At 72.9% G+C, this 25,801-nt stretch carries 25 protein-coding genes and 1 riboswitch; of the genes, 16 read left to right on the plus strand and 9 right to left on the minus strand.

Translation table 11 applies throughout. The annotated features are described in order from the left end of the window. Positions 1 to 81 precede the first annotated feature (81 nt). The 6 genes from ACLHRZ_RS24505 (at position 82) to ACLHRZ_RS24530 (ending at position 9,095) form a co-directional block, all read left to right on the plus strand. Positions 82 to 1,455, plus strand: coding sequence for a ferredoxin reductase family protein (locus tag ACLHRZ_RS24505; RefSeq protein ID WP_490420652.1), 1,374 nt, complete (start codon positions 82 to 84; stop codon positions 1,453 to 1,455). Between the two features lie 35 nt (positions 1,456 to 1,490). Further along, positions 1,491 to 1,913, plus strand: coding sequence for an FMN-binding protein (locus ACLHRZ_RS24510; RefSeq protein WP_490420653.1), 423 nt, complete (start codon positions 1,491 to 1,493; stop codon positions 1,911 to 1,913). A 34-nt stretch (positions 1,914 to 1,947) separates the two neighbouring features. After that, a complete protein-coding gene (locus ACLHRZ_RS24515) occupies positions 1,948 to 2,691 on the plus strand; it encodes an FAD:protein FMN transferase (protein WP_490420749.1) in 744 nt (247 codons plus the stop codon). 278 nt (positions 2,692 to 2,969) lie between these two features. Beyond that, on the plus strand, positions 2,970 to 4,451 hold the full coding sequence (locus tag ACLHRZ_RS24520) for an amino acid permease (protein ID WP_490420654.1): 1,482 nt from the start codon (positions 2,970 to 2,972) through the stop codon (positions 4,449 to 4,451). A 111-nt stretch (positions 4,452 to 4,562) separates the two neighbouring features. Further along, positions 4,563 to 7,319 (plus strand): SpoIIE family protein phosphatase, encoded by a 2,757-nt coding sequence (locus tag ACLHRZ_RS24525; RefSeq protein WP_490420655.1) that lies wholly within the window; start codon positions 4,563 to 4,565, stop codon positions 7,317 to 7,319. Positions 7,320 to 7,385: 66 nt separating this feature from the next. After that, on the plus strand, positions 7,386 to 9,095 hold the full coding sequence (locus ACLHRZ_RS24530) for a sensor histidine kinase (protein ID WP_490420656.1): 1,710 nt from the start codon (positions 7,386 to 7,388) through the stop codon (positions 9,093 to 9,095). A 55-nt stretch (positions 9,096 to 9,150) separates the two neighbouring features. Here the strand turns inward: ACLHRZ_RS24530 and ACLHRZ_RS24535 are convergent, their stop codons facing one another. Beyond that, the gene (locus tag ACLHRZ_RS24535) at positions 9,151 to 9,825 is read right to left on the minus strand and encodes a response regulator (RefSeq protein WP_490420657.1); all 675 of its coding nucleotides are present in this window, start codon (positions 9,823 to 9,825) and stop codon (positions 9,151 to 9,153) included. Positions 9,826 to 10,039: 214 nt separating this feature from the next. On the opposite strand from ACLHRZ_RS24535, the gene ACLHRZ_RS24540 reads away from it, so the two are divergent. After that, positions 10,040 to 10,894, plus strand: coding sequence for a universal stress protein (locus ACLHRZ_RS24540; RefSeq protein WP_490420658.1), 855 nt, complete (start codon positions 10,040 to 10,042; stop codon positions 10,892 to 10,894). Between the two features lie 6 nt (positions 10,895 to 10,900). Here the strand turns inward: ACLHRZ_RS24540 and ACLHRZ_RS24545 are convergent, their stop codons facing one another. The 3 genes from ACLHRZ_RS24545 to ACLHRZ_RS24555 all read right to left on the minus strand — a co-directional run bounded on the left by ACLHRZ_RS24545 (position 10,901) and on the right by ACLHRZ_RS24555 (position 13,855). After that, the gene (locus ACLHRZ_RS24545) at positions 10,901 to 11,836 is read right to left on the minus strand and encodes a trypsin-like serine peptidase (protein WP_490420659.1); all 936 of its coding nucleotides are present in this window, start codon (positions 11,834 to 11,836) and stop codon (positions 10,901 to 10,903) included. Positions 11,837 to 12,035: 199 nt separating this feature from the next. Then, positions 12,036 to 13,349 (minus strand): alpha/beta family hydrolase, encoded by a 1,314-nt coding sequence (locus ACLHRZ_RS24550; RefSeq protein ID WP_490420660.1) that lies wholly within the window; start codon positions 13,347 to 13,349, stop codon positions 12,036 to 12,038. An 80-nt stretch (positions 13,350 to 13,429) separates the two neighbouring features. Then, positions 13,430 to 13,855, minus strand: coding sequence for an HIT family protein (locus ACLHRZ_RS24555; protein ID WP_490420661.1), 426 nt, complete (start codon positions 13,853 to 13,855; stop codon positions 13,430 to 13,432). A 44-nt stretch (positions 13,856 to 13,899) separates the two neighbouring features. On the opposite strand from ACLHRZ_RS24555, the gene ACLHRZ_RS24560 reads away from it, so the two are divergent. The 3 genes from ACLHRZ_RS24560 to ACLHRZ_RS24570 all read left to right on the plus strand — a co-directional run bounded on the left by ACLHRZ_RS24560 (position 13,900) and on the right by ACLHRZ_RS24570 (position 16,369). Continuing rightward, positions 13,900 to 14,661 (plus strand): DUF72 domain-containing protein, encoded by a 762-nt coding sequence (locus ACLHRZ_RS24560; protein ID WP_490420662.1) that lies wholly within the window; start codon positions 13,900 to 13,902, stop codon positions 14,659 to 14,661. 9 nt (positions 14,662 to 14,670) lie between these two features. After that, complete coding sequence (locus ACLHRZ_RS24565; RefSeq protein ID WP_490420663.1) at positions 14,671 to 15,762, plus strand: PP2C family protein-serine/threonine phosphatase; 1,092 nt, start codon at positions 14,671 to 14,673, stop codon at positions 15,760 to 15,762. 274 nt (positions 15,763 to 16,036) lie between these two features. After that, the gene (locus tag ACLHRZ_RS24570) at positions 16,037 to 16,369 is read left to right on the plus strand and encodes a cupredoxin domain-containing protein (RefSeq protein ID WP_490420664.1); all 333 of its coding nucleotides are present in this window, start codon (positions 16,037 to 16,039) and stop codon (positions 16,367 to 16,369) included. Positions 16,370 to 16,425: 56 nt separating this feature from the next. On the opposite strand, the gene ACLHRZ_RS24575 is transcribed toward ACLHRZ_RS24570, so the two are convergent. Then, complete coding sequence (locus tag ACLHRZ_RS24575) at positions 16,426 to 16,998, minus strand: histidine phosphatase family protein (protein WP_490420665.1); 573 nt, start codon at positions 16,996 to 16,998, stop codon at positions 16,426 to 16,428. A 60-nt stretch (positions 16,999 to 17,058) separates the two neighbouring features. Next, a riboswitch (cobalamin riboswitch) is annotated at positions 17,059 to 17,246 on the plus strand. 1 nt (position 17,247) lies between these two features. Here ACLHRZ_RS24575 and ACLHRZ_RS24580 point away from each other — a divergent pair. After that, positions 17,248 to 17,451 (plus strand): CbtB domain-containing protein, encoded by a 204-nt coding sequence (locus ACLHRZ_RS24580; RefSeq protein WP_490420666.1) that lies wholly within the window; start codon positions 17,248 to 17,250, stop codon positions 17,449 to 17,451. A gap of 20 nt (positions 17,452 to 17,471) precedes the next feature. Further along, positions 17,472 to 18,233 (plus strand): CbtA family protein, encoded by a 762-nt coding sequence (locus tag ACLHRZ_RS24585; RefSeq protein WP_490420667.1) that lies wholly within the window; start codon positions 17,472 to 17,474, stop codon positions 18,231 to 18,233. Between the two features lie 103 nt (positions 18,234 to 18,336). Here ACLHRZ_RS24585 and ACLHRZ_RS24590 read toward each other — a convergent pair whose 3' ends face one another. The 4 genes from ACLHRZ_RS24590 to ACLHRZ_RS24605 form a co-directional block, all read right to left on the minus strand. Then, positions 18,337 to 19,476, minus strand: coding sequence for a permease (locus ACLHRZ_RS24590; protein WP_490420668.1), 1,140 nt, complete (start codon positions 19,474 to 19,476; stop codon positions 18,337 to 18,339). 58 nt (positions 19,477 to 19,534) lie between these two features. Further along, positions 19,535 to 20,167, minus strand: coding sequence for a 50S ribosomal protein L25/general stress protein Ctc (locus tag ACLHRZ_RS24595; protein WP_490420669.1), 633 nt, complete (start codon positions 20,165 to 20,167; stop codon positions 19,535 to 19,537). Between the two features lie 125 nt (positions 20,168 to 20,292). Then, positions 20,293 to 21,462 (minus strand): MalY/PatB family protein, encoded by a 1,170-nt coding sequence (locus ACLHRZ_RS24600; RefSeq protein ID WP_490420670.1) that lies wholly within the window; start codon positions 21,460 to 21,462, stop codon positions 20,293 to 20,295. 24 nt (positions 21,463 to 21,486) lie between these two features. Then, positions 21,487 to 22,704 (minus strand): hypothetical protein, encoded by a 1,218-nt coding sequence (locus ACLHRZ_RS24605; RefSeq protein WP_490420671.1) that lies wholly within the window; start codon positions 22,702 to 22,704, stop codon positions 21,487 to 21,489. Positions 22,705 to 22,884: 180 nt separating this feature from the next. Between ACLHRZ_RS24605 and ACLHRZ_RS24610 the strand changes: the two genes are divergently transcribed. From ACLHRZ_RS24610 to ACLHRZ_RS24625, 4 genes are all read left to right on the plus strand, one after another. After that, positions 22,885 to 23,808: an MBL fold metallo-hydrolase gene (locus ACLHRZ_RS24610; protein WP_490420672.1), complete on the plus strand. Its 924-nt coding sequence runs from the start codon at positions 22,885 to 22,887 to the stop codon at positions 23,806 to 23,808. Positions 23,809 to 23,910: 102 nt separating this feature from the next. Continuing rightward, entirely contained in the window at positions 23,911 to 24,510 is a 600-nt protein-coding gene (locus tag ACLHRZ_RS24615) for a hypothetical protein (RefSeq protein WP_490420673.1), read from the plus strand. Beyond that, on the plus strand, positions 24,468 to 25,010 hold the full coding sequence (locus ACLHRZ_RS24620; protein WP_490420674.1) for a hypothetical protein: 543 nt from the start codon (positions 24,468 to 24,470) through the stop codon (positions 25,008 to 25,010). The genes ACLHRZ_RS24615 and ACLHRZ_RS24620 overlap by 43 nt, the downstream gene beginning before the upstream one ends. A 74-nt stretch (positions 25,011 to 25,084) precedes the next feature. Continuing rightward, the gene (locus tag ACLHRZ_RS24625; RefSeq protein ID WP_490420675.1) at positions 25,085 to 25,705 is read left to right on the plus strand and encodes a trimeric intracellular cation channel family protein; all 621 of its coding nucleotides are present in this window, start codon (positions 25,085 to 25,087) and stop codon (positions 25,703 to 25,705) included. Positions 25,706 to 25,801 lie beyond the last annotated feature (96 nt).

Genomic DNA, 25,801 nt, shown 5'->3' on the forward strand with positions numbered 1-25,801 from the left:
CCCCGGTTCAGAGGGTTCTGAGAAGAAGCGCTGCGAGGCTTTCCCCCGTCCACCGGAGAAGGTCCGGAGAAGGGAGGCCACGTGGCCATCAGTACGGACGGGGGCCGGGTCGCGGCACGGCGGGCACGGGCCGTGCGCCGCCGCGCCCGGGTGACCGCGGCGCCGGCCCAGCTGGGTATCTGGGCCGGCGCCGCGGCCGTGCTCGGACTGTGGTGGAGCAACACCGCGACCGTCGTCGGAACCGCGGGCTGGCTCACCGGCGCCGGACGGATCACCGGCCTGCTCGCGGGGTACGCCTGCGCGGTGCTGCTCGTGCTCATGGCACGGGTGCCCGCGCTGGACCGCGGCGTCGGCACGGACCGGCTCGCCCGCTGGCACGCCGCCGGCGGCCGCTACACGGTCTTCCTCGCGCTCGCGCACACCCTGCTGATCATCTGGGGGTACACGCTGACCGCGCACACGGGCGTCGTCGGCGAGACCACCACGCTCGTGCTGGACTACCCGGACCTGCTCAAGGGCACCGTGGGATTCCTGCTGCTCGTGGTGACCGGCATCGTCTCGGCCCGGGCCGCACGGCGCAGGATGAGCTACGAGGCCTGGCACTTCCTGCACTTCGCGGCCTATCTCGCGATCTTCCTGGTCTTCGGGCACCAGTTGGCCAACGGCGCGGACTTCGTCGGCGACACCTCCGCCCAGCTCGCCTGGTACGCGCTGTACTTGGGGGCCGCGGGACTGCTGGTGTGGTACCGCTTCGTGGTGCCCGTCCGGCGCGGGATGCGCCACCGGCTGCGGGTGGCCGAGGTGCGCACCGAGGCGCCCGGCGTCGTCTCGGTGTACATGACGGGCGAGCGCCTCGATGAACTCGCCGCCGAGCCGGGGCAGTTCTTCCGCTGGCGCTTCCTGGCCCCGGGCCTGTGGTGGACCGCGAACCCCTACTCGCTCTCCGCGCCGGCCCATCCGCACTGGCTGCGCATCACGGTGAAGGCCGCCGGACGGCACAGCGCGGCCGTGGCCCGGCTGGCCCCCGGCACCCGGGTCCGGGCGGAGGGCCCCTACGGCGGGTTCACCGCCGCCCGCCGGACCGCCCGCAAGAGCCTGCTGGTCGCCGGGGGTGTCGGCATCACCCCGCTGCGCACGCTCTTCGAGACGCTGCCCGGCGAGGTCACGCTCGTCTACCGGGCCCGCCGCCCCGAGGACCTCGCGCTGCGCGGCGAACTGGACGCGATAGCCGCCTCCCGCGGGGCCCGGGTCCTGTACTCGGTCGGCGACCCGGCGGCGCACGGCTTCCCCTATCTTCCCCTCACCTCCGACTCCCTGCTCCGGCTGCTGCCGGACCTGGCCGAGCACGACGTCTACCTGTGCGGTCCGCCCGGCATGACGGAGACGGTGCTGCGCGCCCTGCGGGGCGCGGGAGTTCCGGGCCGCCGCATCCACCACGAGTCGTTCGCGTTCTGACGCGAACGGCCGGAGAAATGAAGAGGAGTCCGAGCGTGCGCCGAGCCGCCGTCACCACGCTGTCGACCGTCGCGGGTGTCGTCCTGCTGCTGTCGCTCAAGCCGCATCAGAGCGCGCCGCCGCCCCTCGCCGCGGCACACCGGCCGGCGTCTCCGTCCACCCATGCCCCGTCGGGCAGCCGGACGGGCACCTTCACCGGGGACGTGATCGACACCGAGTACGGTCCCGTGCAGATCGCGGTCACCCTCCAGCAAGGCAGGCTGACCGGCGTCAAGGCGCTCCAGGTGCCTTCCGACCGGGGCCGGAGCCGGGAGATCTCCTCCTACGCCGTGCCCCGGCTGACCCAGGAGGCGCTGGGCGCACAGGGTGCGCAGATCGACGCCGTCTCCGGGGCCAGCTACACCAGCGAGGGCTACGTCCAGTCCCTGCAGAGCGCATTGGACAAGGCCGGTGCCTGAACCGGTGCGCGGACTGCGCCACGTCGAGCACGTCATGGGCACGGTGTTCTCCTTCGACATCCGTGACCCGGCCACCCCGGCGGTCACCGCGGCCCTGCAGCAGGCCGTCGCGTGGCTCCATCACGTCGACGCCCTCTTCTCCACCTACCGGCCGGACAGCGCCGTCAGCCGCCTGGCCCGCGGCGAGACCACCGTCGAGCGCTGCCCGGCCGAGGTGGGCGAGGTGCTGCGGCTGTGCGCGGAGGCGGAGCGCAGGACGCAGGGCTGGTTCAGCGCCACGCACAGCGGGGTGCTCGATCCCACCGGGCTCGTCAAGGGCTGGGCGGTCGAGCGGGCCTCGGAGCTGCTGTACGCGGCCGGGGCGCGCAACACCTGCGTCAACGGCGGGGGAGACGTCCGGCTCCGGGGCGAGGGTGCGCCCGGTGCTCCCTGGCGCGTCGGCATCGCGAACCCGGCCCGGCCGGGGGAGCTGCTGACGATGGTCGCGGGGCGGGATCTGGCGGTGGCCACGTCGGGGACGGCGGAGCGCGGCTGCCACATCGTCGATCCCCGGACCGGCCGCCCGGCCTGTGCCCTGCTCTCGGCCACGGTGACCGGTCCGTCTTTGACCTGGGCCGATGTCTACGCCACGGCGGCCTTCGCGAGGGGCGAGGCCGCCCGGGGGCGGATCTCCGGCTTCGAGGGCTACGACGTGATGACCGTCTCACCGGCCGGGGAGGCCTGGGCGAATGCGGGTTTTCCGCACATTGCCGATGCCGTTCGCACCCAAGGCGCGTAGACCGTTACCGCGCGTAACGTGTCCGGAAAAACAAATTCCCTTGAACTCTTGACGGGGTACTTACGCGCCTCACACCATTCAGCGCATGAGTCATCGGACCGGAATCGGCACTGCCGCTTCCCTTTTCTGATGGCTCTCTTCCGGGGGCGATGTTCCATCGCCCGCCCCGGCGTCGCCAGCCGGGACCGGACACCGAGCGGTCACGTACTCCGTGGCCGATCCCCACGACGGCGTCGTACCGCTCGGTCCTGCCCCCCTCAGCGAAGGCGAAGACACCTATGAGTGACCGCACGCTCACTGCGGCCGACCCCCAGCCCGGCACAGCCGCCCCGGCAGCGACGACCCCGCACGTCGACGCCGGCGACGCGGGCTACAGCAAGGACCTCAAGTCCCGCCACGTCAACATGATCGCCATCGGCGGCGCGATCGGCACCGGCCTCTTCCTCGGCGCCGGTGGCCGCCTCCACACCGCGGGACCCTCGCTCTTCATCGCCTACGCGGTGTGCGGGCTCTTCGCCTTCTTCGTCGTCCGGGCGCTCGGCGAGCTCGTGCTGCACCGGCCGTCCTCGGGCGCGTTCGTCTCCTACGCCCGTGAATTCATGGGCGAGAAGGGCGCGTTCACGGCCGGCTGGCTCTACTTCCTCAACTGGGCCACCACCGGCATCGCCGACATCACGGCCGTCGCCACCTACACGCACTACTGGCACATGTTCAGCGACATCCCGCAGTGGGTGCTCGCGCTGATAGCCCTCGCGATCGTGCTCACCGTGAACCTCATCTCGGTGAAGTACTTCGGCGAGATGGAGTTCTGGTTCGCGATCGTCAAGGTCAGCGCGCTCGTGATCTTCATGGTCATCGGCATCGTCCTGCTGACGACCCAGCACGACATCGGCGGCAACGCCCCGGGCCTGTCGAACATCCTCGACCACGGCGGCATCTTCCCGGCCGGCGTGATGCCGATGCTCTTCGTCGTCCAGGGCGTCGTCTTCGCCTACGCCTCGGTCGAGCTGTGCGGCGTCGCCGCGGGCGAGACCGAGAACCCCGAGAAGATCATGCCCAAGGCGATCAACTCGATCATGTGGCGCGTCGGCATCTTCTACGTCGGCTCGGTCGTCCTGCTGGCGCTGCTGCTGCCGTACACGGCCTTCCACGCCGGCGAGAGCCCCTTCGTCACCGTCCTGTCGAAGATCGGCGTCCCGTACGCGGCCGGCGTGATGAACCTCGTCGTCCTCACCGCCGCGCTCTCCAGCCTCAACTCCGGCCTCTACTCCACCGGCCGCATCCTGCGCTCGATGGCCGTGGCCGGCTCGGCCCCGCGGTTCACCGCGAAGATGAACAAGGGCCAGGTGCCCTACGGCGGCATCCTGCTCACCGCCGGGTTCTGCGTCCTGGGCGTCGGCCTGAACTTCGTGGTCCCCGCGGACGCGTTCGAGATCGTGCTGAACTTCGCCGCGATCGGCATCATCGGCACCTGGGGCATGATCATGCTCTGCTCGCTGCTGTTCTGGCGGCGCTCGAAGCAGGGCCTGGTCGAGCGCCCCTCCTACCGACTGCCCTTCGCTCCCTACACCCAGATCGTCACGCTGGTCTTCCTGGCCTCCGTGATCGGCCTGATGGCGTCCCAGAAGGGCGCCGACCGCACCACCGTGCTGTGTCTGCCGCTGATCGCGGCGGCCCTGGTCGTCGGCTGGTTCGTGGCCCGCCGCCGCGTCGCCAGGACCAAGCAGGAGGCCGAGCTGAGCGCGGCCGAGAAGCTCTGAGCCTGCGGGCCTGAGTACCCGCTCATCCGGGCCGCCTGCCGACGGACATCCTCCGCCGGCAGGCGGCCCGTTTCGTTCGCGCCGCGGAACGGGCCGGGGTAGACATGGGGTATGGCCCGAAACCGGGGCCGCTCCTGGGGGCCTCTGGGCCGTCGGCTCGGTGGCCGGCGTCCCGGCCGCCGGCCTGAGCGGCCACAGCGGCGCCCGGGTTCCGGGGCGCCCGCGGGGCGGCGCCTGCGGTCGGTGGCGAGCGTCCGCAGCGTCGCCGGTCAGATGTTCGTGCTCCAGGTCCTCATCGTGCTGCTGCTGGTCGTCGCCGCCGTGACGACCCTGCTGCTGCAGGCCCGCAGCGACCGGCTCCAGGCCGCCCGCGGCCGCTCGCTCGCCGCCGCCGAGGCCTTCGCCCACGGCCCCGGCCTGGTGGCCGCGATGGATGGGCCCGACCCCGCCAAGGTGATCCAGCCCGCCGCCAAGGCCGCCTGGGAAGAAGGCGGAGTCGACTTCATCGTCGTGATGAACCGGGACGGCCTGCGCTACTCGCACCCCGACCCCGAACTGATCGGCAAGCACTTCGTCGGCACCATCGGCCCGTCCCTGCAGGGGAAGACCTACTTCGAGGAGGTCAACGGCCCCCTCGGCAAGGAACTGCAGGTCATCGTCCCCGTGAAGGACTCCCGCGGCGCCGTCGTCGGCCTGTGCTCCTCCGGCATCAAGATCAGCCGGGTGAGCAGCGCCGTCGACCAGCAGCTCCCCCTCCTCATCGGCGCCGGCGCCGCCGCCCTCGCCCTCGCCACCGCCGGCACCGCCCTGGTGAGCAGACGCCTGCGACGGCAGACCCACGGCCTCGGCACGGCCGAGATGACCCGAATGTACGAACACCACGACGCCGTGCTGCACGCGGTGCGCGAGGGCGTCGTCATCGTCGGCGGCGACGGACGGGTGCTGCTGGCCAACGACGAGGCGCGCCGCCTGCTCGACCTGCCCCCGGACGTCGAGGGGCGGCACGTCTCCGGGCTCGGCCTCGACCCCCGGATGGCCGACCTCCTGGTCTCCCGCCGCGTGGCCACCGACGAGGTCGTCCCGGTGGGCAAGCGCCTCCTCGCCGTCAACAACCGGCCCACCGACCGCCGCGGCGGTCCGCCCGGCAGCGTCGCCACCCTGCGCGACACCACCGAACTGCGCTCCCTCGCCGGCAAGGCCGAGGTGGCCCGCAGCCGGCTGCGGCTGCTGTACGACGCCAGCATCGCGATCGGCACGACCCTGGATGTGACGAGCACCGCCGAGGAGCTGGCCGAGGTCGCCGCCCCCCGCTTCGCCGACTACGTCTCCGTCGACCTCGCCGAGGCCGTCCTGCGCGGCGAGGAACCCCGCACGGCCACCGGCGAGGCACCCGAGCTGCGCCGCGTCGCGCTCGGCGGCACCCCCGAGGACCACCCGCTGTACCGGGCGGGCGAACTGCACCGGTTCGCCGCGCCCACGCCGCAGGCCCAGGGCTTCCTCAGCGGGCATCCCGTGCTCGTCCCCTCCCTGGCCGACTCCAGCGGCTGGCGCACCCAGGAACCCTCCCGCACCCAGGAGATACTGGACTACGGCTTCCACTCCCTCATCACCGTCCCGCTGAAGGCGCGCGGCGTGCTGATGGGGATCGTCAACTTCTGGCGGACGCAGCACAGCGACGCCTTCGAGGACGAGGACATGTCGCTCGCCGAGGAGCTGGCGGCCCGTGCCGCGGTGTGCATCGACAACGCCCGCCGCTTCACCCGTGAACACGCCCTGGCCGTCACCCTGCAGCACAGCCTGCTGCCCCGTGGCCTGCCCGAACAGACCGCCCTCGACGCCGCCTACCGCTACCTGCCCGCCCAGGCCGGAGTGGGCGGCGACTGGTTCGACGTCATCCCGCTGCCCGGCGCCCGCGTCGCACTCGTCGTCGGCGACGTCGTCGGCCACGGCCTGCACGCCGCCGCCACCATGGGACGGCTGCGCACGGCCGTACAGAACTTCTCCTCCCTCGACCTGCCGCCCGACGAACTCCTCGGCCACCTCGACGAATTGGTGGGCCGCATCGACCAGGAGGCCGCCGACGTCCCGGACGAACCCGCCATCGCGGGCGCCACCTGCCTGTACGCCGTCTACGACCCGACCACCGGCATCTGCTCGATGGCCAGGGCCGGCCATCCGCTGCCCGCGCTCGTCCGGCCCGACGGCACCGTGGAGTTCCCTGAACTCCCCGGCGGACCGCCGCTCGGCCTGGGCGGACTGCCCTTCGAGTCCATGGAACTGCAGCTGCCGGAGGGCAGCAGCCTGGTGCTCTTCACCGACGGCCTGGTCGAGGACCGCGACCGCGACATCGACACCGGACTGGAGATCCTCCGCACCACCCTCGCCCACCCCGGCCGCCCCCCGCAGGAGATCTGCGACGCCGTGCTCGACGCCCTGATGCCCGAACGGCAGAGCGACGACATCGCCCTCCTCGTCGCCCGCACCCGCATCCTGGACGCCGACCGCAAGGCCGAATGGGAACTGCCCGCCGACCCCGCCGTCGTGGCCCAGGCCCGCGCCGACGTCACCCGCCAGCTCGCCGACTGGGGCCTGGACGAGGCGGTGTTCACCACCGAACTCATCCTCAGCGAGCTCATCACCAACGCCATCCGCCACGCCTCGGGACCGATCCGCGTACGGCTCATGCGCGACCGCTGCCTGATCTGCGAGGTCTCCGACACCAGCAGCACCTCCCCCCACCTGCGCTACGCCGCCGCGGAGGACGAGGGCGGCCGCGGCCTGTTCCTCGTCGCCCAGCTCGCCGACCGCTGGGGCACCCGCTACATCCCCGACGGCAAGATCATCTGGGCCGAGCTGCCCCTCGCCTGACCCGGTGGATACGGTGGTCCCACAGAAGGGGACGCCCGTACGGGGCGCCGGAACGAGGAGGCACCGTTGGGTGAGCCGGGGCGGGAGCAGGTGCGCTTACCGCAGCTGAGACTGGACGAACTGCTGGGGGAGCTGCAGGCCCGGCTGGACTCGGCCCGGGGCACCCGGGACCGCGTGCACAGCCTGCTGGAGGCCGTCCTCTCGGTGGGGCGCGAACTGGACCTGGAGCACGCACTGCGGAGCATCATCGAGGCGGCCGTCGTCCTCGTCGACGCCCAGTACGGCGCCCTGGGGGTGATCGGCCCCGACGGACGGCGGCTGACACAGTTCCTCACGGTCGGACTGACGGACGAACAGATCCGGGACATCGGGCCCTTCCCGTGCGGCCACGGCATCCTCGGCGAGCTCATCGGCAACCCCGAACCGCTGCGCCTGACGAAGCTCTCCGAGCACCCCGCCTCGTACGGCTTCCCGCCCAACCACCCGCCGATGCACAGCTTCATGGGCGTCCCGATCCGCGTCCGCGAACAGGTCTTCGGCAACCTCTACCTGACGGAGAAGCACGGGGGCGCCGAGTTCGAGGACGAGGACGAGGCGGTGCTGGCCACCCTCGCCGTGGCCGCCGGCGTCGCGATCGACAACGCCCGCCTGTACGAGGAGTCCACACGGCGCGAACGCTGGCTGCGGGCGAGCGGACAGGTCACCACGAGCCTGATGTCCGGCAGCCCGCGCGCGGCGGTCACGGCGCTGATCGCCGAGCTGGCCCAGGAGATCACCGGGGCCGAACTGGCCACGTTCTCCGTCCCGTCGGCCACCGGCGACGCCGTGACCGTCGAAGTCGCCCTCGGCGCGCACGCGGAGGAACTGCTGGGACTGGTGCTGCCGGCCGAGGGCACGCTGGCGGGCGTGGCACTGCAGGGCGGCGAGCCCGCCTGCAGCCGTGACATCGCCGAGGACCTGCGCGTGACCGCGGCGCCCCCGCGGTTCACCGGCATGGGCCCCGCCGTGGCCGTGCCGGTGATGTCCGGCGGCTCGGTGCGCGGACTGCTGTTCCTGGCGCGCGACCACGGCCGCCCGGAGTTCTCCCGCGCCGAGACCGAGCCGCTGCTCGCCTTCGCCGGCCAGGCGGCGCTGGCCATGGAACTGGCCGACCGGCGGGCGGACGCCGAGCAGCTGGCCCTGCTGGAGGACCGCGACCGCATCGCCCGCGACCTGCACGACCTGGCGATCCAGCGGCTGTTCGCCACGGGGATGACGCTGCAGAGCGCCGACCGCTTCATCGACCACCCCGAGGCGTCGGAGCGGGTGGAGCGCGCGGTCGACGACCTGGACGAGACCATAAAGATCATCCGGTCGACCATCTTCGGCCTGCGGTCCCGGCAGACCGCACCGCAGCACGGGCTGCGCACCCGCGTGGTACGGGCGGTGGGGGAGGCGGCGCCGCTGCTCGGCTGCGCGCCGAGCCTGCGGATGGAGGGCCTGCTGGACACCGGGGTGCCGCGCCCGGCCGTGGACGACGTGGTCGCGGCCCTGGGCGAGGCCCTGGCCAACGTGGCGCGGCACGCGCATGCGGGCTCGGTGGACGTGGCCGTGGTCAACGACGGTGCACACCTGGTGCTGACCGTGACCGACGACGGCGTCGGCATCCGCCCGGACGGCCGCCGCAGCGGCCTGCGCAACCTGGCGGAGCGGGCGGAACGGCACGGGGGAGCAATGGAGCTGGGGACGCCGCAGGGTGGTGGAACGCTGTTGACGTGGCGGATCCCGCTGGGCTGAGTGGACGCGCCCCGTAAGGGGCGCGGGGCACTGCGCCCTCCAAGACAACCCGCAGTCAGCGAAGCGCCTCACTGGCGATAACGGCAGCCTGAATCCGCCGCTCGACCCCCAGCTTCGCCAGCAACCGGGAAATGTGATTCTTCACGGTCTTCTCCGAGAGGAAAAGCCGCTGCCCGATCTGACGGTTCGTCAACCCTTCCCCGATCAGGGCGAGAATGTCCCGCTCCCGGGGCGACAGCCCGGCCACCCGCTCGTCCTGCGGCGAGGAGCCCTGCTCCTCGCCGCGCAGGCTGTTCATCAGCCGCGCGGTGGTGGCCGGGTCGAGCATGGACTGCCCGGACGCGACGGTGCGGATGGCCGCGACCAGGTCGGCGCCCTTGATCTGCTTGAGGACGTAGCCGGCCGCCCCGGCCATGACGGCGTCCATCAGCGCGTCGTCGTCGTCGAACGACGTGAGCATCAGGCACGCGAGATCCGGCATCCGCGACCGCAGCTCCCGGCAGACGGAGATGCCGTCCCCGTCGGGCAGCCGCACGTCCAGCACGGCCACGTCGGGGCGCAGCGCCGGGCCGCGGGTGAGGGCCTGGTCGATGGTGCCCGCCTCGCCGACCACCGAGATGTCGGCCTCGCCGTCCAGGAGATCCTGGATGCCCCGCCGGACGACCTCGTGGTCGTCCAGCAGGAACACCCGGATGGGCCGCTCCTGGGAGAACGTCCTTGACTGATCCACTACCGGCTCCCTGCTCGACGTCGGCGCCCGTCCCGGGGCGCTCTTCCGATCATGATCCCCCGAGCCTGCAGCATGCCATGGGCCGAACGGCCCATAACCGGCTGACCTGCACCGTCGCCCCGCCCGTCGCATCCGGCCCGGACCGGTGCGATGGTGCAGACAGAGGGAACTTCCCAGGAGAGGGGACTTCCCACGAGGCGAGGCGGTGGGGACGATGGCGCTTCCCCTGGTCGTGGGTGTGGACGGATCCGACGGCAGTCTCGCGGCGCTGGACTGGGCCGTGGACGAGGCGGCCCGCCGGGAGGTCCCCCTGCGCGTGGTCCACGCGTCGCTGTGGGAGCGCTACGAGGCCTCGGCGCCCGCCTTCGGCCCCGATCGCCCCGAGGACTCCGGCATGGCGGACCAGGTCGTCGCGGCCGCCCGGCACCGCGCCGAGCTGCGCGCCCCGGACGTCGCCGTGGACGTCGCGATCGTCCCCGACGACGCGGTGAGCGCCCTGCTGGAGGAGGCGCACCAGGCCGCCGCCCTGGTCGCCGGGGCCTCGGGCCGCGGAGCCCTGGCCGGGCTGCTGCTGGGCTCGGTGGGCCTCTCGCTGGCGGGCCGTGCCCACTGTCCGGTGGTCGTGGTGCGCGGCGCCCGGCGCACCGTCCGCGGCGAGTGCGGACGGGTCCTGGTCGGCGTGGGCGACGCCGAGGAGTGCACGGCCGCCGTGCGGTTCGCGCTGTACGAGGCCGGGCTGCGGCACTGCGAGCTGGAGGCGGTCCGGGCCTGGCGCTGCTCCCGGCACCCCGCCGGGGACGACTCGGCGCACCGCAACGAGGAACGGGCCCTGGGCGCCCTGAACGAGGTCCTGGAGGGGCCGGTCCGCGAGTACCCGGCCGTCCCCGTGCGGCGCACGACGGCCGAGGGGCCCGCGCACAAGGTGCTGGTCGAGGCCTCGGCCACGGCGGACCTGCTGGTCGTCGGCGCCGTGCGGCACCGCAGCCGGGTGGGCTTCCAGCTGGGCCGGGTCAGCCACGCGGTGCTCCACCACGCGGCGTGCCCGGTGGCCGTGGTGCCGCACGAATGAAGGGGGTCAGGACGTCGACTCGGCCTGTTCGTACGCGGCCTTGGCCTCGTCCCCGAAGTACGGCCCGAACATCGTGTCGGGCAGGAACGTGTAGCCGAAGCTGTTCACCGAGGACTGCAGGCCCGTGCCCGCGGACTCGTCGAAGGACGTGAACCAGGGTCCGCCGCTGGAGCCGGCCGTCATGTTGCAGCCGAGCCCGTGGTCCTTGGTGAGGAGGAAGTCCTGGGACGAATCCCCGCTGCAGTGGATGAGTTTGGTGCCGTCGTAGGGTGCCGCGGCGGGGAAGCCGAAGGAGTACATGGGCTTGTTGTAGCCGCCGTTGAACTCCAGGCCCTGTGCTCCGACGACATCGGTGAGCTTCTTGCCGTCGAGCGGGGCGACGACGGCGAGGCCGACGTCGTAGTTCATGTCCTCGCCGGCCGACCACTGCGGCGTGGACAGCGTCTTGGTGGCCGTCCAGGTGCCGTAGGGTGCCTGGCCGTCGTGGTAGCCGGGGACGAAGGTCCAGTTGGTGTGCCAGCTGCCCTGGTACTTGACGCAGTGCCCGGCGGTGATCACGGTGCTGGCGTTCTTGCTGGTGATGGCGTCGCCCGAGCAGGATGCGGTGCGGCCCTGGAAGGTGAAGAACACCCGGCCCGAGGTCTTGGCCACGGCGCCGCCGCCGGTCCAAGGGCCTCCGGACTGCGGGAAGGACTTCACGTGCACCGAGGGCCGGGTGGGCGCGACGGTGGTGTGCGCGCCGCGGTGCTGCGGGGTCTTCAGGGCGCCCGGGCCGGCCGTGATCAGGTCGAGCGGGGTGGCCGTGCGCATCCGTTCGGGGGTCCAGAAGGCGGCGGAGGCGGGGGCCGCGGCGGCGTCGGCGGTGGTGGCCTGGACGCCTGTGCCGACCAGGGCGCCGGCGGCGAGAAGGATGCCGGCGGTGGTGCGGGGGGAATGTCTCACGCGAACTCCTTCTGCCGTGGGGGTCCGTGCCGTGGCACGGGCAGAAGGGTCAGGGATTGGCAGGGTCGCGTCAATAAATGCGAGGGGTGTGGCGGCGATTACCGGTCAATTCGTGCCGCGCCCCGAAGGGGTGCGGGGAACTGCGCGACCGGCCACGGGCAACCCGCAGCTGCCGGACCGCACTTCCGGAGCGGAGCGCCTACGCCGCCGTCGCCGCCGGTGCGCTCGGCGCGAGATGCGAGGTGAACCAGTCGCAGGCGAGCTCCGCCACGGCGTCCAGCGTCCCCGGCTCCTCGAAGAGATGCGTGGCACCCGGCACCACCGTCAACTGATGCTCGCAGCGCAGCTGTTGGGCGGCCTGCCGGTTGAGGTCCAGGACGGTCTCGTCCCGGCCGCCCACGATGAGCAGCGTCGGCGCGCGCACCAGGCCCAGCCGGGACCCGGCGAGGTCGGGGCGGCCGCCGCGGGAGACCACCGCGGCGATGTCCGCGGCGTCCGCGGCCGCCCACAGCGCCGCCGCGGCGCCCGTACTCGCGCCGAAGTAGCACAGCGGCAGGGACTCCCGCCGCAGCCATTCCGACACCTGCGCGAGCCGGCGCGCCAGCGGCTCGATGGCGAACACGTTGGCCCGGTCCGCCTCCTCCTGCGGCGTGAGGAGGTCGAACAGGAGCGTGCCCAGCCCCGCCGCATTGAGCGACTGTGCCACCGCACGGTTGCGCGGGCTCATCCGGCTGCTGCCGCTGCCGTGGGCGAAGACGACGATGCCGGGCGCCCCGGCGGGCAGCGCCAGGTCGCCGGCGAGCGTGAACGCACCGCCCTCGACCGGCACTTCGACGGGCACACTGTGCACCGGATCGTCACCGGTCCCGGACCGCGCCGTGGCGCGGTTGCGCCGCAGCAGCTCGACGACCTCCTCGTCCTCGGTCTGGGAGAAGTCGCGATACCACTCGCCGACGGCCGAGAACAGGGCGGGCGTGAACGGGCAGATCAGCTCGTCCACCTCCGCAGTGAGCACGGCCACCGCGTCCGGCGGCGCCACCGGCGCCGCCAGCACCACCCGCGCCGCGCCCTGCGCCCTGGCCACACGGCAGGCCGCCGACGCCGTCGACCCCGTCGCGATCCCGTCGTCCACGACGACCGCCGTACGCCCCTGCAGCGGGATCCGCTGCCGCCCGCCGCGGAAGCGCCGGGCCTGCTCCGCGAGCGCCGCCTCCTCGCTGCGCTCGACCTCGGCGAGGTCGTCCTCGTCCACCCGGCTCATCCGGACGATGTCCTCGCGGACGACCTTGATCCCGCCCTCGCCGATGGCGCCGAACCCCAGCTCCCGGTGGAAGGGCACACCGAGCTTGCGGACGAGGATCACGTCCAGCGGGGCACCGAGCACGGCCGCGACCTCGAAGGCCACGGGCACGCCGCCGCGGGGCAGGCCCAGCACCACCGGATGTTCGCTGCGCAGATGCCCCAGCCGCTCGGCGAGCTGCCGGCCGGCATCCACTCGGTCCGTGAATCGCATGCTGCACCTCCGGTACGGAGGGCGGGGGACGCTCCTGTTACCAATATGCGCAGGGTCCCGGGGGATCGTCCACGGCGGCGTCAGCCCCCGCCACCGCTCTCCAGCGCCGCGCGCACCCGCGCCGCCACCTGCGCCGCCTCCTCGTCCGAGGCGTAGCGCGTGCGGGGCCAGAAGAAGCCCCGCAGGCCGTCCTTGCGGTTGCGCGGCACCACGTGCACGTGGAAGTGCGGCACGGACTGGCTGATGCGGTTGTTGGCGGCGACGAACGACCCCGCCGCGCCCATGCCCCGCTCCACCGCCCCGGCGACCCGCTGCACCCGGGTGAAGAACGGGCCCACCTCCGCTGCCGGCAGGTCGGTGAGCGTCTCGGCGTGCCGCCGCGGCACGACCAGCACATGCCCGGGGAAGAGCGGCCGGGCGTCCAGGAACGCCACGGCCGTCTCGTCCTCCAGAACCAGGTGGGCGGCCTGCCCGCCCGTCGCGATGGCGCAGAAGATGCAGTTCACGGCACCAGCGTGACGGATCCCGCCCCCTGGGGCAGGGATCCCCCATGCCCCTGCTCGTCGGAACCTCGGGATGGCAGTACACGGACTGGCGCGGCGACCTCTACCCCGACGGCTGCCCGCAGCGGCTGTGGCTGGAGGAGTACGCCCGGAACTTCGCGACCGTCGAGAACAACAACGCCTTCTACCGGCTGCCCTCGCCCGAGACCTTCGCCGCGTGGCGCGACCGCACCCCGCAGGGGTTCGTCATGGCGGTCAAGGCCAGCCGCTACCTCACCCACATCAAGCGCCTGCACGACCCGGAGGAGCCCGTGCAGCGCCTGATGCGGCACGCCGACGGCCTGGGCGACCGGCTCGGGCCCGTCCTCCTGCAGCTCCCGCCCACGCTCAAGGCCGACGCGGGTCTGCTGCACGCCGCACTGGCCTGCTTCCCCGCCGGCACCCGCGTCGCCGTGGAACCCCGGCACGACTCCTGGTGGACCGACGAGGTCCGCTCCCTCCTGGAGCAGCACCACGCCGCCCTGTGCTGGGCCGACCACGACTCCCGCCCGGTGACCCCGCTGTGGCGCACGGCCGGCTGGGGCTACGTGCGCTTCCACTGCGGCCGCGCCCGCCCCTGGCCGCGCTACGGGGCCCGGGCGCTCGCCAGTTGGGCCCGCCGCATCGCCGACGCCTGGCCCGACCGGGCCGACGTGTACGCCTACTTCAACAACGACCCCGGCGCGGCCGCCGTCCACGACGCCGTCACCTTCGCCCGCGCCGCCGCCCGGCTGGGGCGCACGGTCAGCCGCACCCCGGACGGGAGTTGAGGCACCCGCATGGCGCCCGTCTCCACACCGTGGCCGCGGTACGTGCGGTTCGCTCCCGGCGTGCTGATCGCGGCCGGGCTGGCCTGGAACGCGTTCTCGCCCGCGAACTACTGGGGCGACCCGATGATGGCCGCGGCCTGCGTGGTCGCAGGTGCCCTGCTGTCGCTGCGGCACACGGCCGCCGTCGGCGCGGTCATCGTGGCGGGCGCGCTGCTGCTGACCGTCAAGGACGGCTACCTGGGCCACACCCCGGGCTGGCTCGAACTCGCCAACACCGTCTTCGCCGCCCTGATCGGCCTCGGCGTCAACCGCGTGATCGCCCGCCACGGGCGCCGCCTGGACGTGGTGCGCTCGGTGGCCGAGGCCGCCCAGCAGGCGGTCCTCCCCGTCCCGCCGTCCCGGATCGGCCCGCTGGCCGTCGCCGCCTGCTACCGCACCGCCCAGACCGAGGCGCAGATCGGCGGCGACGCGTACGCGGTGCAGCGCTCGCCGTTCGGCACCCGGGTGCTCATCGCGGACGTACGCGGCAAGGGGATGAGCGCGGTCGGCGCGGTGGCCCTCCTCCTGGGCGCCTTCCGGGAGGCCGCCGCCACCGCCCCCGACCTGGCCGGCCTCGCCGACCGCCTCGAACAGGCGATCCTGCGGGAGGTCGAGGACCGCAGCGAGGAACTGCGCATGGAGGGCTTCATCACGGCCCTGCTGGGCGAGTTCACCCAGGACGGCGACAGGCTCTCCCTCCTCAACTGCGGCCACCCGGCCGCCTACCTCTGCCCTGGCACCGGCGCCGCGGTCCGCCCGCTGGCCCCGCACGACGTCGGCCTCCCCCTGGGCATGAGCCCGCTGGGCGTCCCCCGCCCGGGCCCCGACTCCTGGACGTTCCGGGCCGGCGACACGCTGCTGCTGGTGACGGACGGGGTGACGGAGGCGAGGGACACCGCCGGGGTGTTCTACGACCCGGCGGCGCGCCTGGCGGGGCTCGGCCCGTTCGGCGGGCCGGGGGAGGCCGTCGACGCGCTGGTCGCCGACGTGGAGCGGTGGACCGGGGGGCCGCGGGACGACGACATGGCGATCCTGGCGGTGCGGCGGGAGGGACCGGAATGACCCGCCGACACCCGAGTGGCGGCGCTCGGGATGCGGAGTAGCGTGGTTCGTGTCTGGATGCGCGACCCGCATCCTGCGGGACGCGCGTGGACCCGCACTAGATTTCGATTGGGTCGACATCATGACTCCCGCAGACACTCCAACGCGCAAGCGCAGACGCCGCGTTGCTGCCTTGCTGTTGGCTGCCGGCACCGCCGCTGCGGTCCCCGCCGTGGGCGGGTGGTGCGGTGGTGGCCATGGGCACGGTGAACATGCCCACGGACACCGGCACGGCATGGTCGCGATGGCCCCGGTCATGGCCCCCTCCATGGGCATGGCCACGGTACCTGCGACCCCCATGACGGCGAACGCACCGGCGGCGGGCGCCAATCACGTGACGATCGCCGGCTTCGCGTACTCGCCGTCGACGCTCACCGTCACCAAGGGCACCACGGTGACCTGGACCAACAACGACTCGGCACCGCACACGGTGACCGGCTCGGGCGGTCTGAACTCGCCGACGCTCCGCAATGGCGGTACCTACAACTTCAAGTTCAACTCGGCCGGTACGTTCAGCTATTACTGCACGTTCCACCCGTACATGCACGGCACGGTTGTCGTGAAGTGAAGTGAGGAGCGACAGGCAGCCCCTGCGGCGAGCGCCGCGGGGGCTGTTGCTGCCGGTCAGGCCGGGTGCAGGGGCCGTCCGCAGTGCAGGTTCCAGCGCCCGGCGCGGCCGCTGAGGGTGGTCAGGGACAGCGGGTGGACGTCGAGCCGCCAGAAGACGGCCGGCGGCAGGCCGAGCGCGTGCACGACGGCCGCCCGGATCACGGCGGGTTCGGCGACGGCGAGGACCCGGCCGCTCTCGCCGCCCCGGCCGTCGAGCCAGGCGCCGATCCGCGCGGTGAGCGCCGCCGCCGACTCGCCGCCATGGGGAGCCGCGGCGGGGTCCGACAGCCAGGCGGCCACGTCGTGGGGGGCGGAGGCGGCCACCTCGCCCAGCGTCCGGCCCGCCCACGTCCCGACGTCCAGGTCGCGCAGGTCCGTTGCCGGCTCCGCGTCCAGGCCGAGAGCGGCGGCCGTCTCGCGGCAGCGTGCCGCCGGGGCGTACAGGTGCCGGTCGGCAGCGGGCAGCGCGGCCACTGCCGCGCGGGCCTGCTGCAGCCCGGTGGCGTCCAGGGATGCACCGTCGTCGAACCGGGCGTTCCGCAGGGCGGGGTTGGCCGCCGGTGACACGAACATCACGCGCACAGTCATGCTGGGTTCTCCCGACTCGGGGCAGGGACGGGCGCGAGTATGCCGTACGCCGTAGGCAGACCGGCCAGCACGCGGTACGGTCACGTGGACATGACGACGGGGGAACGGAAGCCGGTGGGAATCCGGCACGGTCGCGCCACTGTATCCGGTCATTGTCCGCGAAACCGCGGTCAGGGCAAGGGAGTCAGACCCGCACCTCGTCGTCCGGACCCGTGAGACGGGACGCGTGTTTCCCCAGGAGGTTTCGTCATGGCACACTCCGCCGCTGCACCGGTGGTCACCCCCATATCCCTGAAGACCCTTGCCCCGTGGGCGGTCTTCTTCGGCATCCTGATGCTGATCCTGCTGTACTTCGTCGGCGCCGAACAGGGCGCCACCTCGGTCTTCTCCGGCGCCGGCGTGCACGAGTGGGTGCACGACGGACGCCACCTGCTCGGCTTCCCCTGCCACTGACGAGGGCAGGGGGACGTCTCGTGAATCCCGTATCCGTACGGGCGTTGCTCGTCAGAGGCATGCTCGCCGGGCTCGCCGCCGGGGTCCTCGCGCTCGTGGTGGCGTATCTGATGGGCGAGCCGCACGTGGACGCGGCCATCGCCTTCGAGCAGGCCCACACCCACGAACACGGCGACGAACTGGTCAGCCGGAGCCTGCAGTCGACGGCAGGCCTGGCCACCGGAGTCCTCGTCTACGGCGTGGCGATCGGCGGCATCGCCGCCCTGGCGTTCTGCGTGGCCCTGGGCCGCATCGGCAGGTTCGGCCCGCGGGCCACGGCCGCTCTGGTGTCCGCCGGGGCCCTGATGGCCGTCTACGTGGTGCCGTTCCTCAAGTACCCGGCCAACCCGCCGTCCGTCGGCGAGCCGGACACCATCGGGAAACGGACCACGCTGTACTTCCTGATGATGGCGCTCAGCGTCCTGCTGGGCATCGCCGCCGTCATCCTCGGGAGAAGGCTGGCCCCGCGCCTGGGCAACTGGTACGCCACCGTGGTGGCTTCGGCGGCCTTTGTCCTCGTAATCGGCCTGGCGTACGCCTTCCTGCCGGATGTCAACGAGGTGCCGTCGGATTTCCCGGCCACCGTGCTGTGGCAGTTCCGCCTGGCGGCCCTCGCCATCCAGTGCACCCTCTGGACCGGCTTCGGGCTGCTCTTCGGGCACCTCGCGGAGCGCCTGCTGCTGCCCCGGGCGACTGCAGAGCGGCAGCCGGACGCCGAAGCCCGGACGGCTGCGACGAGTTGAACGGCCGCGTCCCGTGGCCTCGTCGCGCACCACGGGCGGGGCCGTGGGACGTTCACCGCGTGCAGAGGCCCGCACCGGTGCATCCGGGGGAACGTACCCCCTCCTACGCCCCCGGGTCGCCGCCCATCATCCGCAGCATCTCCCTCCCGCCCGTCCGGAAGAACCGCACCACCAGCACCGACGCGAGCCCCAGGAAAGCCACGTTGAGCCAGGTCGTGTAATTCCAGGAGATCCCCGCCATCGGAACCTTCGCCGCCCCGCGCCCGGGCACGATGCCCAGCAGGCCGAACACCCACTCCACCGCGTACCCCGCCGTCACCATCGCCACGAAGAACGTGGCCAGCAGGAACGCCGCCATTCTGCCGCCGTAGTACTTCCGGTAGATGTTCAGGATCGGCAGGATCAGCAGGTCCGCGAAGATGAACGACACCACACCGCCGAAACTGATGCCCCCCTTCCACAGCACCACCGCCAGCGGCACGTTCCCGATCGAGCAGACGAACGAGGCCATCGCCACCACCGGTCCGATGACCGGGCCCCACAATCCGGCCGCCAGCGGATGCCCTTCGAAGAAGAAGGCGCGCCAGAAGGCGTCCGGGACCCAGGCCGCGATGGCGCCCGCGATGAGCAGCCCGATGACCAGGTCCCGCAGAACGGCCGCCCATTCCATCACGAAGACGTGCGCGGTGGAGGTGAACCCCTCCGGCGACAGCAGCCGTTGCAGGAGAGTACCTTCTCGCTGCACGGACATGTCCATGGCCGCATGGCCCTCCATCGAGCCCGCCAGGCTCCGCCCCGCCTGTTCCCGCGCCCCGCGCAGCAGGTTCTCGCGGAGGAATGCGCGGAAGAGCAGTGCCAGTACCGCGATCATCACGGGGCCGCCGGTGAATTCGGCCACCGTGAACGGCCAGCCCAGCAACAGGGCCAGAATGATGCCGAGTTCGACGACCAGGTTCGTCGAGGCGATCTCGAACGCCATGGCCGCGGTGAAATGCGCACCCTTGCGGAACAGCGAACGCGCCAGCGCCACCGCCGCGTAGGAGCAGGACGACGAGGCGGCACCCAGGCCCGCGGCGAGGGCGAGAGTGCGGGGGCGGTCGTCGCCCAGCGCGGAGACGACGGCGGAGCGGCGCACCACCGCCTGGACGACGGCGGACAGGGCGAAGCCCAGGATCAGCGCCCAGGTGATCTCCCACGTCATGGAGCCGGTGAGCGAGAGGGCGTGCAGGACGGCGTGTGTCATGCCCGGAGCCTTTCCCGGTGCGGGGCGGCGTGCCTGCCGCCCCGCACTGCGGAGGGGCTCAGCCCTCCGCGGCCGCCTCCTCCTCGGCTTCGGCAGCCGGTGCCGCCGCCTCGCCCTCCTCGGCTTCTTCCTCCTCCTCCGGCTCCGCCTCGACCTGGGCGAGGACGACCTGCAGGACCGCGGCGTCCTCCTCCACCGCCAGCGACACCCCGCGCGGCAGCCCGATGTCCCCGGCGCGCACCGTGTGGCCGGCCTCCAGGCCCTCGATGGAGACGGTGAACCCCTCGGGAATGTGCGTGGCCTCGGCCTCCACGGGAAGGGCGTTGAGGATGTGCTCCAGGACATTCCCGCCGGGCGCCAGATCGCCCTCGGTGTGGATCGGGACCTCGACGGCGACCTTCTCGCCCTTCTTCACGGTGAGCAGGTCGACGTGGATGAGAAAACCCTTGAGCGGGTCGCGCTGCACTTCCTTCGGAATGACCAGTTCTTTCTTTCCCTCGATGTCGAGGTTGATGAGGACGTTCGGCGTCTTGAGGGCCATCCACAGCGCATGGCCTTCCAGCGCCACGTGTTTCGGGTCGGCGCCGTGGCCGTAGACGACGGCGGGAACCCTGTTGTCGCGGCGGATGCGGCGGGACGCACCCTTTCCGAAATCGGTGCGCACGGTGGCGGCCAGCTTTACCTCGGCCATGACGGCACTCCTCGTCAGTCAGAATGTCCAGTGGCCGTTGTCCGGGCCGCCGCGAGTGTATCCACGGCGAGGAGGCCGAACGGCGCGGCTTTACTCCGTTCGGCCGAAGGGAATTGGAGGGAAATTCAGACGGCCGCGGCCATCCTGCGCACCGCCTCCGTGAGAATGTCCGGCGACGTCGCCAGCGTGAGGCGGACGTGCCCGGCACCGCCGGTCCCGAAAGGCGTGCCGCCCGCCACCGCGACACGCCCCCGCTCCAGGAGGACCGCCGCCGGATCGTCGCCGCCCAGGCCCAGCTCCCGGCAGTCCAGCCACGCCAGGTAGGTGCCTTCCGGCTGCCGGTACCGCACCCCCGGCAGGTGTTCCGCCAGCAGGGCGCCGAGCAGCTTGCGGTTCGCGTCCAGGCCGGCCAGGACGCTGTCGAGCCACGCACCCCCGTGCCGCAGGGCGGCGCTGTGCGCGATGACGCCCCAGTGGCTCGGACCGTGGCTCACCACCAGCGGCAGCCGGGCCAGTTCGGTGGCCGCGTCCGGACCGGCCACGGCGAGCGCGCACTTGAGCCCGCCCAGGTTCCACGCCTTGGAGGCCGACAGCAGCGCGAACGCGCCCTCCGCCCCGGGGACGGACAGGAACGGCACGTGCTCCGCGCCCGGCAGCACGACCGGCGCGTGGATCTCGTCGGCGACGACCCGCACGCCGTACGCGTTCGCCAACTGCGCCACCGCCGCCAGTTCGTCGCGGGTGTGCACGGTGCCCGTCGGGTTGTGCGGGCTGCACAGCAGGAAGGCCGCGCGGCGCCCGCCCGCCGTGGCCTCCCGGAAGGCGGCCTCCAGCACGTCCGGGTCGATGCGGTGCCCGGCGCCCAGCGGCGCCTCGACGACCCGGCGGTCCATGTGCCCGATGAAGCCGTAGAACGGCGGATAGACCGGGGAGTTCACCACCACGGCGTCCCCCGGGCCGGTGACCAGCCGCAGCACTTCGACGGTGCCCGTCATCACGTCGGCCACGAGCGCGGTGCGGTCCGCCGCCACCCCGTCCCAGCCCCAGCGCTCCCGCGCGAAGCCGTCGAAGGCCTCCGCGTAGGCCGTGCCGGCCGCGTACCCGGTGTCGCCGCGGGCGAGCGCCTGGGCCAGGGCCTGCGCTATGGGTTCGGCGAGGGGGACGTCCATCTCCGCTATCCACAGCGGCAGGACGTCCGGGTCGTGCACGCGCCACTTGGCGCTGGTGCGCAGGCGCAGGTCGGTGAGGGAGAGCTGCTGCAGCGGTCCGGTCGCGTCGTTCGGTATGGAGGGCATGCAGAGCATTGTGCTGCTCCTGCTTCACCGTGTGACCGCGTCTTTCAAGTGCGCCATCGCGCGCTCGCACAGCTTCGCCGAACCGTCGGGGTCGGTCGAGGTGACGCTCAGGAAGAGCCGGCCGCCCACGTCGGCGGCCAGGACGATCGGCGCCCCCGACAGGCTCGTGTGCGCGGCACCGTAGAGCGCCGACAGGCGCAGCGGCCCGTAGTCGAGCGGGATCGGTACCCGGGCGCTGCCGAGGAACACGTCGAAGCGGGCGCCCTGGGCCTCGCTGCGGCGCAGGACGGACCCGATGGCCCGGCGGGGGAGCGGGGCGAGGAGGCCGAAGGTGCGCACGAGGGAGGCGAGTTCGTCGGCGTGCGCCCGGTGCCGGACGGCGGCGCGGATGTCGCGGGCCAGGGACCAGAAGTCGCGGTGCGTCGTACCGTCCACCGACAGCAGGAAGTTCGCCGCGTACAGGCCCACGGCCTCGCCCGGCGAGGGGGAGAGGACGCGGCGCAGGTCAGCGCCCACGGCGATGCGGGCGGGGTGCGGCAGGGCACGGGCGAAGGCCAGGCAGAGGGCGGACTGCAGCGTGGCCCGCTCGGTGCGGCAGCGGGAGCGCAGGGCGGAGACCTCGGACGCGCACAGCGTCCACGTCGCGCACGAGAGCGGGCCGGCCGGCTGCGCGGGCCGTGCGCCGTCGCCGCCGAGCATGCGGGCGAACGGCACCAGGTCGGCGAGCCGGGCGCGGCCGCCGGGCAGGAGACCGTCGGCGGGCGGCGGGAGCGCCGCGGCGGGGGCGGGGTCCGGGGCGGGCCCGGCGAGCCGGCGCAGCACGTCCCGGACGACGACGCAGGCCGAGAGCGCATCGGCGACGAGCTGGTGGAAGACGCAGACGAGGTCGAAGGCGTCCCCGGCGTCGACGAGCACGAAGCGGGCGAGCGGCCCGGCGGCGGTGTCGAAGCGCCGCTGCAGTTCCTCCTCGACGACGCGGGCCCAGGTGTCCCTGCCGTCGGCCCCGACCACCCGCAGCGGCGGGCCCGGCACGCCGTCCGTGGTCAGCAGCGCGTGCCGGCGTCTTCGGAAGACGATCCGGGCCCCGAGCAGCGGATGCCGCAGCCGGGCGGCGGCAAGCGCGCCGGACAGGCGGTCCGGGACGGCCCGCCCGTAGACCCGGGCGACGGCGGCGACGTTGGCGGGCAGCACGTCGCCCGCGGCCCATATGACCCGCTCGTACGGGGAGAGACGTCGGCGCATGGACGCAGACTGCCGTGCGTGCCGCACCCCTGCCGTGGAGGTGACAGGGATTTCACCCGAGCGGGGACGCCCCGTGCCGCACGGGTGGATCCCCGTACGTCCCCGCCCATCCTCGGCCGGTCCGCGTGAATGGGCCATTCCTCTCCCGCCGCCGTGCGGGCAGTACCTAGGGTCGGGGCCATGCAGACGATCACTTTGGGCGCGGTGGAGGTCACCCGCGTCGTGGAATGGCACGCCCCGATGGGCCCCGTGGCCGCCGCCTTCCCCGGGCTGACCCCCGACAAATGGCAGGCGCACGCGTCATGGCTGGTGCCGGACTTCTGGGACCCGGAACAGGACGCGTTCGCCGTCAACGTGCAGACATGGGTGCTGCGCAGCGGCGGCATGACGGTCCTCGTCGACACGGGGGTCGGCAACGACAAGGAACGTCCGTACATGCCCGCCTGGATGCACCTGAGAACCGGCTATCTGGACCGACTGGCCGCCGCGGGGGTGCGGCCGGAGGACGTGGACGTCGTCGTGAACACGCACCTGCACCCGGACCACGTGGGCTGGAACACCCGCCTGGTGGACGGCGAATGGATCCCCACCTTCCCCAACGCCACCTACCTGATCCCCCGGTCGGACTTCGACCACTGGAACCCCGCCGAGAACCGCCCCAAGCGCGGGAGACTCGGCGACATCACCGTGGAGCAGACCTGCGGGAGCATGTTCGAGGACAGCATCCTGCCCGTGCACCGGGCGGGACGCACCGTGCTGTGGGAGGGCGAGCGCCACCGCATGGACTCCGCACTCACCCTGGAGGCGGCCCCCGGGCACACGCCCGGCTCCTGCATCGTCCGGCTGGAATCGGGCACGGACAAGGCACTGTTCGTCGGCGACGTGGTGCACACACCGCTGCAGTTCGCCGAGCCCGACTGCGACACCTGCCTGAGCGAGGACCAGGCCGAGGCGGTGCGCACCCGGCGACGAATCCTGGAACAGGCCGCGGACACCGGGGCATTGCTCTTCCCCGGTCACTTCCCGGGGCACGGCGGCGCCGAAGTGCGCCGCGAGGGCTCGGCGTTCGCGGTCTCGCGCTGGGCGGCGTTCGACCGGAGCTGACGCGGGGGCCGCCGTGGTACGCGCCGGGGCGCGGCCGTCGTGCATGCGCATCCGTCCGGGGGCCACCAGCGGTGACGGTCCCGCATCCGGCTGAAATCATCGGTGCTGCAAGGCGCTCGACGAGCAGCTCCGGCGCCGGGAGAAAGGGCGTGCCGTGCCACCGGGGATCGGTCTCGATCCACCCCCTCGCAGTGGTCCGGCGCCGAGGAGTTCCCGGCGGTCGTCGAGCCGCCCCTCACCGACACCCCGGAGCCCGGCCCGCCGCCGGGCCCGGCCGCACCGGTCGCCTGGGAACGCACCGGCCACCCGTCCAGCGCGGACCTGTCGGCCCGGGTGGCGCCCGACCTGTCGGCGGACGGGCGTGTACGGGCCGCGCTGGACGGGCGGCGGTACGTCGTCCTGGGCGCGAGCGGGCTGTGCGACGACAAGGACCGGGCGGTGCCCGCGATCCTCGTCCATGGCTGCACGGGCCGCCGCACGCTGGAGATCACGCCGGCCGACGCGGAGCCCCCGGTCGTCGTCGGCGTGACGGAGAGCCGGGCCCAGCCGGGGCCGTCCCCGGCCGGGATCGAGCGTGCCGTGGAACTCGCCGTGCGGCCCTGCAAGGATCCGCTCGACTACGACAACTCCCACCCCACCCGAAGGTGTCCGCGCACCGCGTGTGCGCCTACGCCTCGGGCAGCGGGGCGCAGAGCGCGCTGAACCTGGAGTCGTACCACACCATCGGTGCGTACCGCCTGACGCACCGGTGGGTCTTCCAGGCCGACGGCGTGGTGCTGCCCCGGCTCTTCAACGCGGCGCTGCAGTGTCCCTTCGACCAACGCCACCACACCCACTGGCGCTTCGACTTCACGCTCGACGGGGTGCCGCACGAGCTGCTGCTGGAGTACAGCAGCTATGCGCCCGACGAAGGGCGGGGTGCCGGCTGGCATTCGTTCCGCACCGGGACCAGCCGGGTAAGAAACGCGGCCTCCCGGCGCAGCTGGGCGGGGGAGCGCTGGACACCGACGGGCAGCACCTGGCCGTCTGGTGCTGCGGCCACCTCGTCCACCAGGTCAGCGACGCGGGCCGGGACCGGCACAGCGTGGGCCCCGGCCCGGTGCCGCTCGGGTCCTGGTGACGGCGGTCCCGCCGTCTCGTTCCTTCGGCCGATGCGGTACTGGCCGGACGGAGGAGGCGGCGGGGCGGGGGCCGGTGGTTGAGTGGGTCGGTCGGGTTGCGGACGACGGTGTACCGCTCTCTCCCCTCCTCCTGCACCACCGGAACGGAGACGGCGATGCTGCACGTCCTCTACCTTGTCGGGATCGCCGCGTTCGCGGCCAGCGGTGTGCTGGCCGCGCACCGGGCGAGGCTGGACCCCTTCGGCGGCCTGGTCCTGGCCTTCGCCGCCTCGATCTCCGGCGGGACGCTGCGGGACCTGATCCTCGACCGCCATCCGCTGTACTGGACGCACGACTGGGTGCTGCTCGTGGTCATCACCGGTACGGCGCTGGTGACGATGGTCTTCCTGCGCTACCGGGATCTGCCGCACCGCTCGCTGATGACCGTGGACGCGGTGGGGCTGGCCGTCGTCACGGTGATCGGTGCACGGGCGGCGATCGATGCCGGCGTCACGCCGTTCGCGGTGATCATCCTGGCCGTGATGACCGGAGTGACGGGTGAGGTCATCCGGGATGTGCTGTGCGGGGAGTTCCCGCCGTTGCTGCTGCGCGAGGAGGTGTACGCGACGGCGGCACTGGCCGGCGCGGTCACCTATCTGCTGCTGGACCGGGCCGGGGTGGGGGCCACGGCCGCGGCGGCGGTCTCGATGGGACTCGTCTTCGCGGTGCGCATGGGCGCACTCCATTTCGACCTGCATCTGCCGAGGTTGCTGGGGGCACGGCGGAGGGCGTGGTGATGCCCAACCGGCTGAGAACGGGCCGGACTCCGGCGTACCGTGAGGGGCAGGGGCGGTCCGACGGCTGAGAGCAGGTCAGGCGTGAGACTTCGGGGG

This window comes from Streptomyces sp. AM25, from assembly GCF_058146165.1.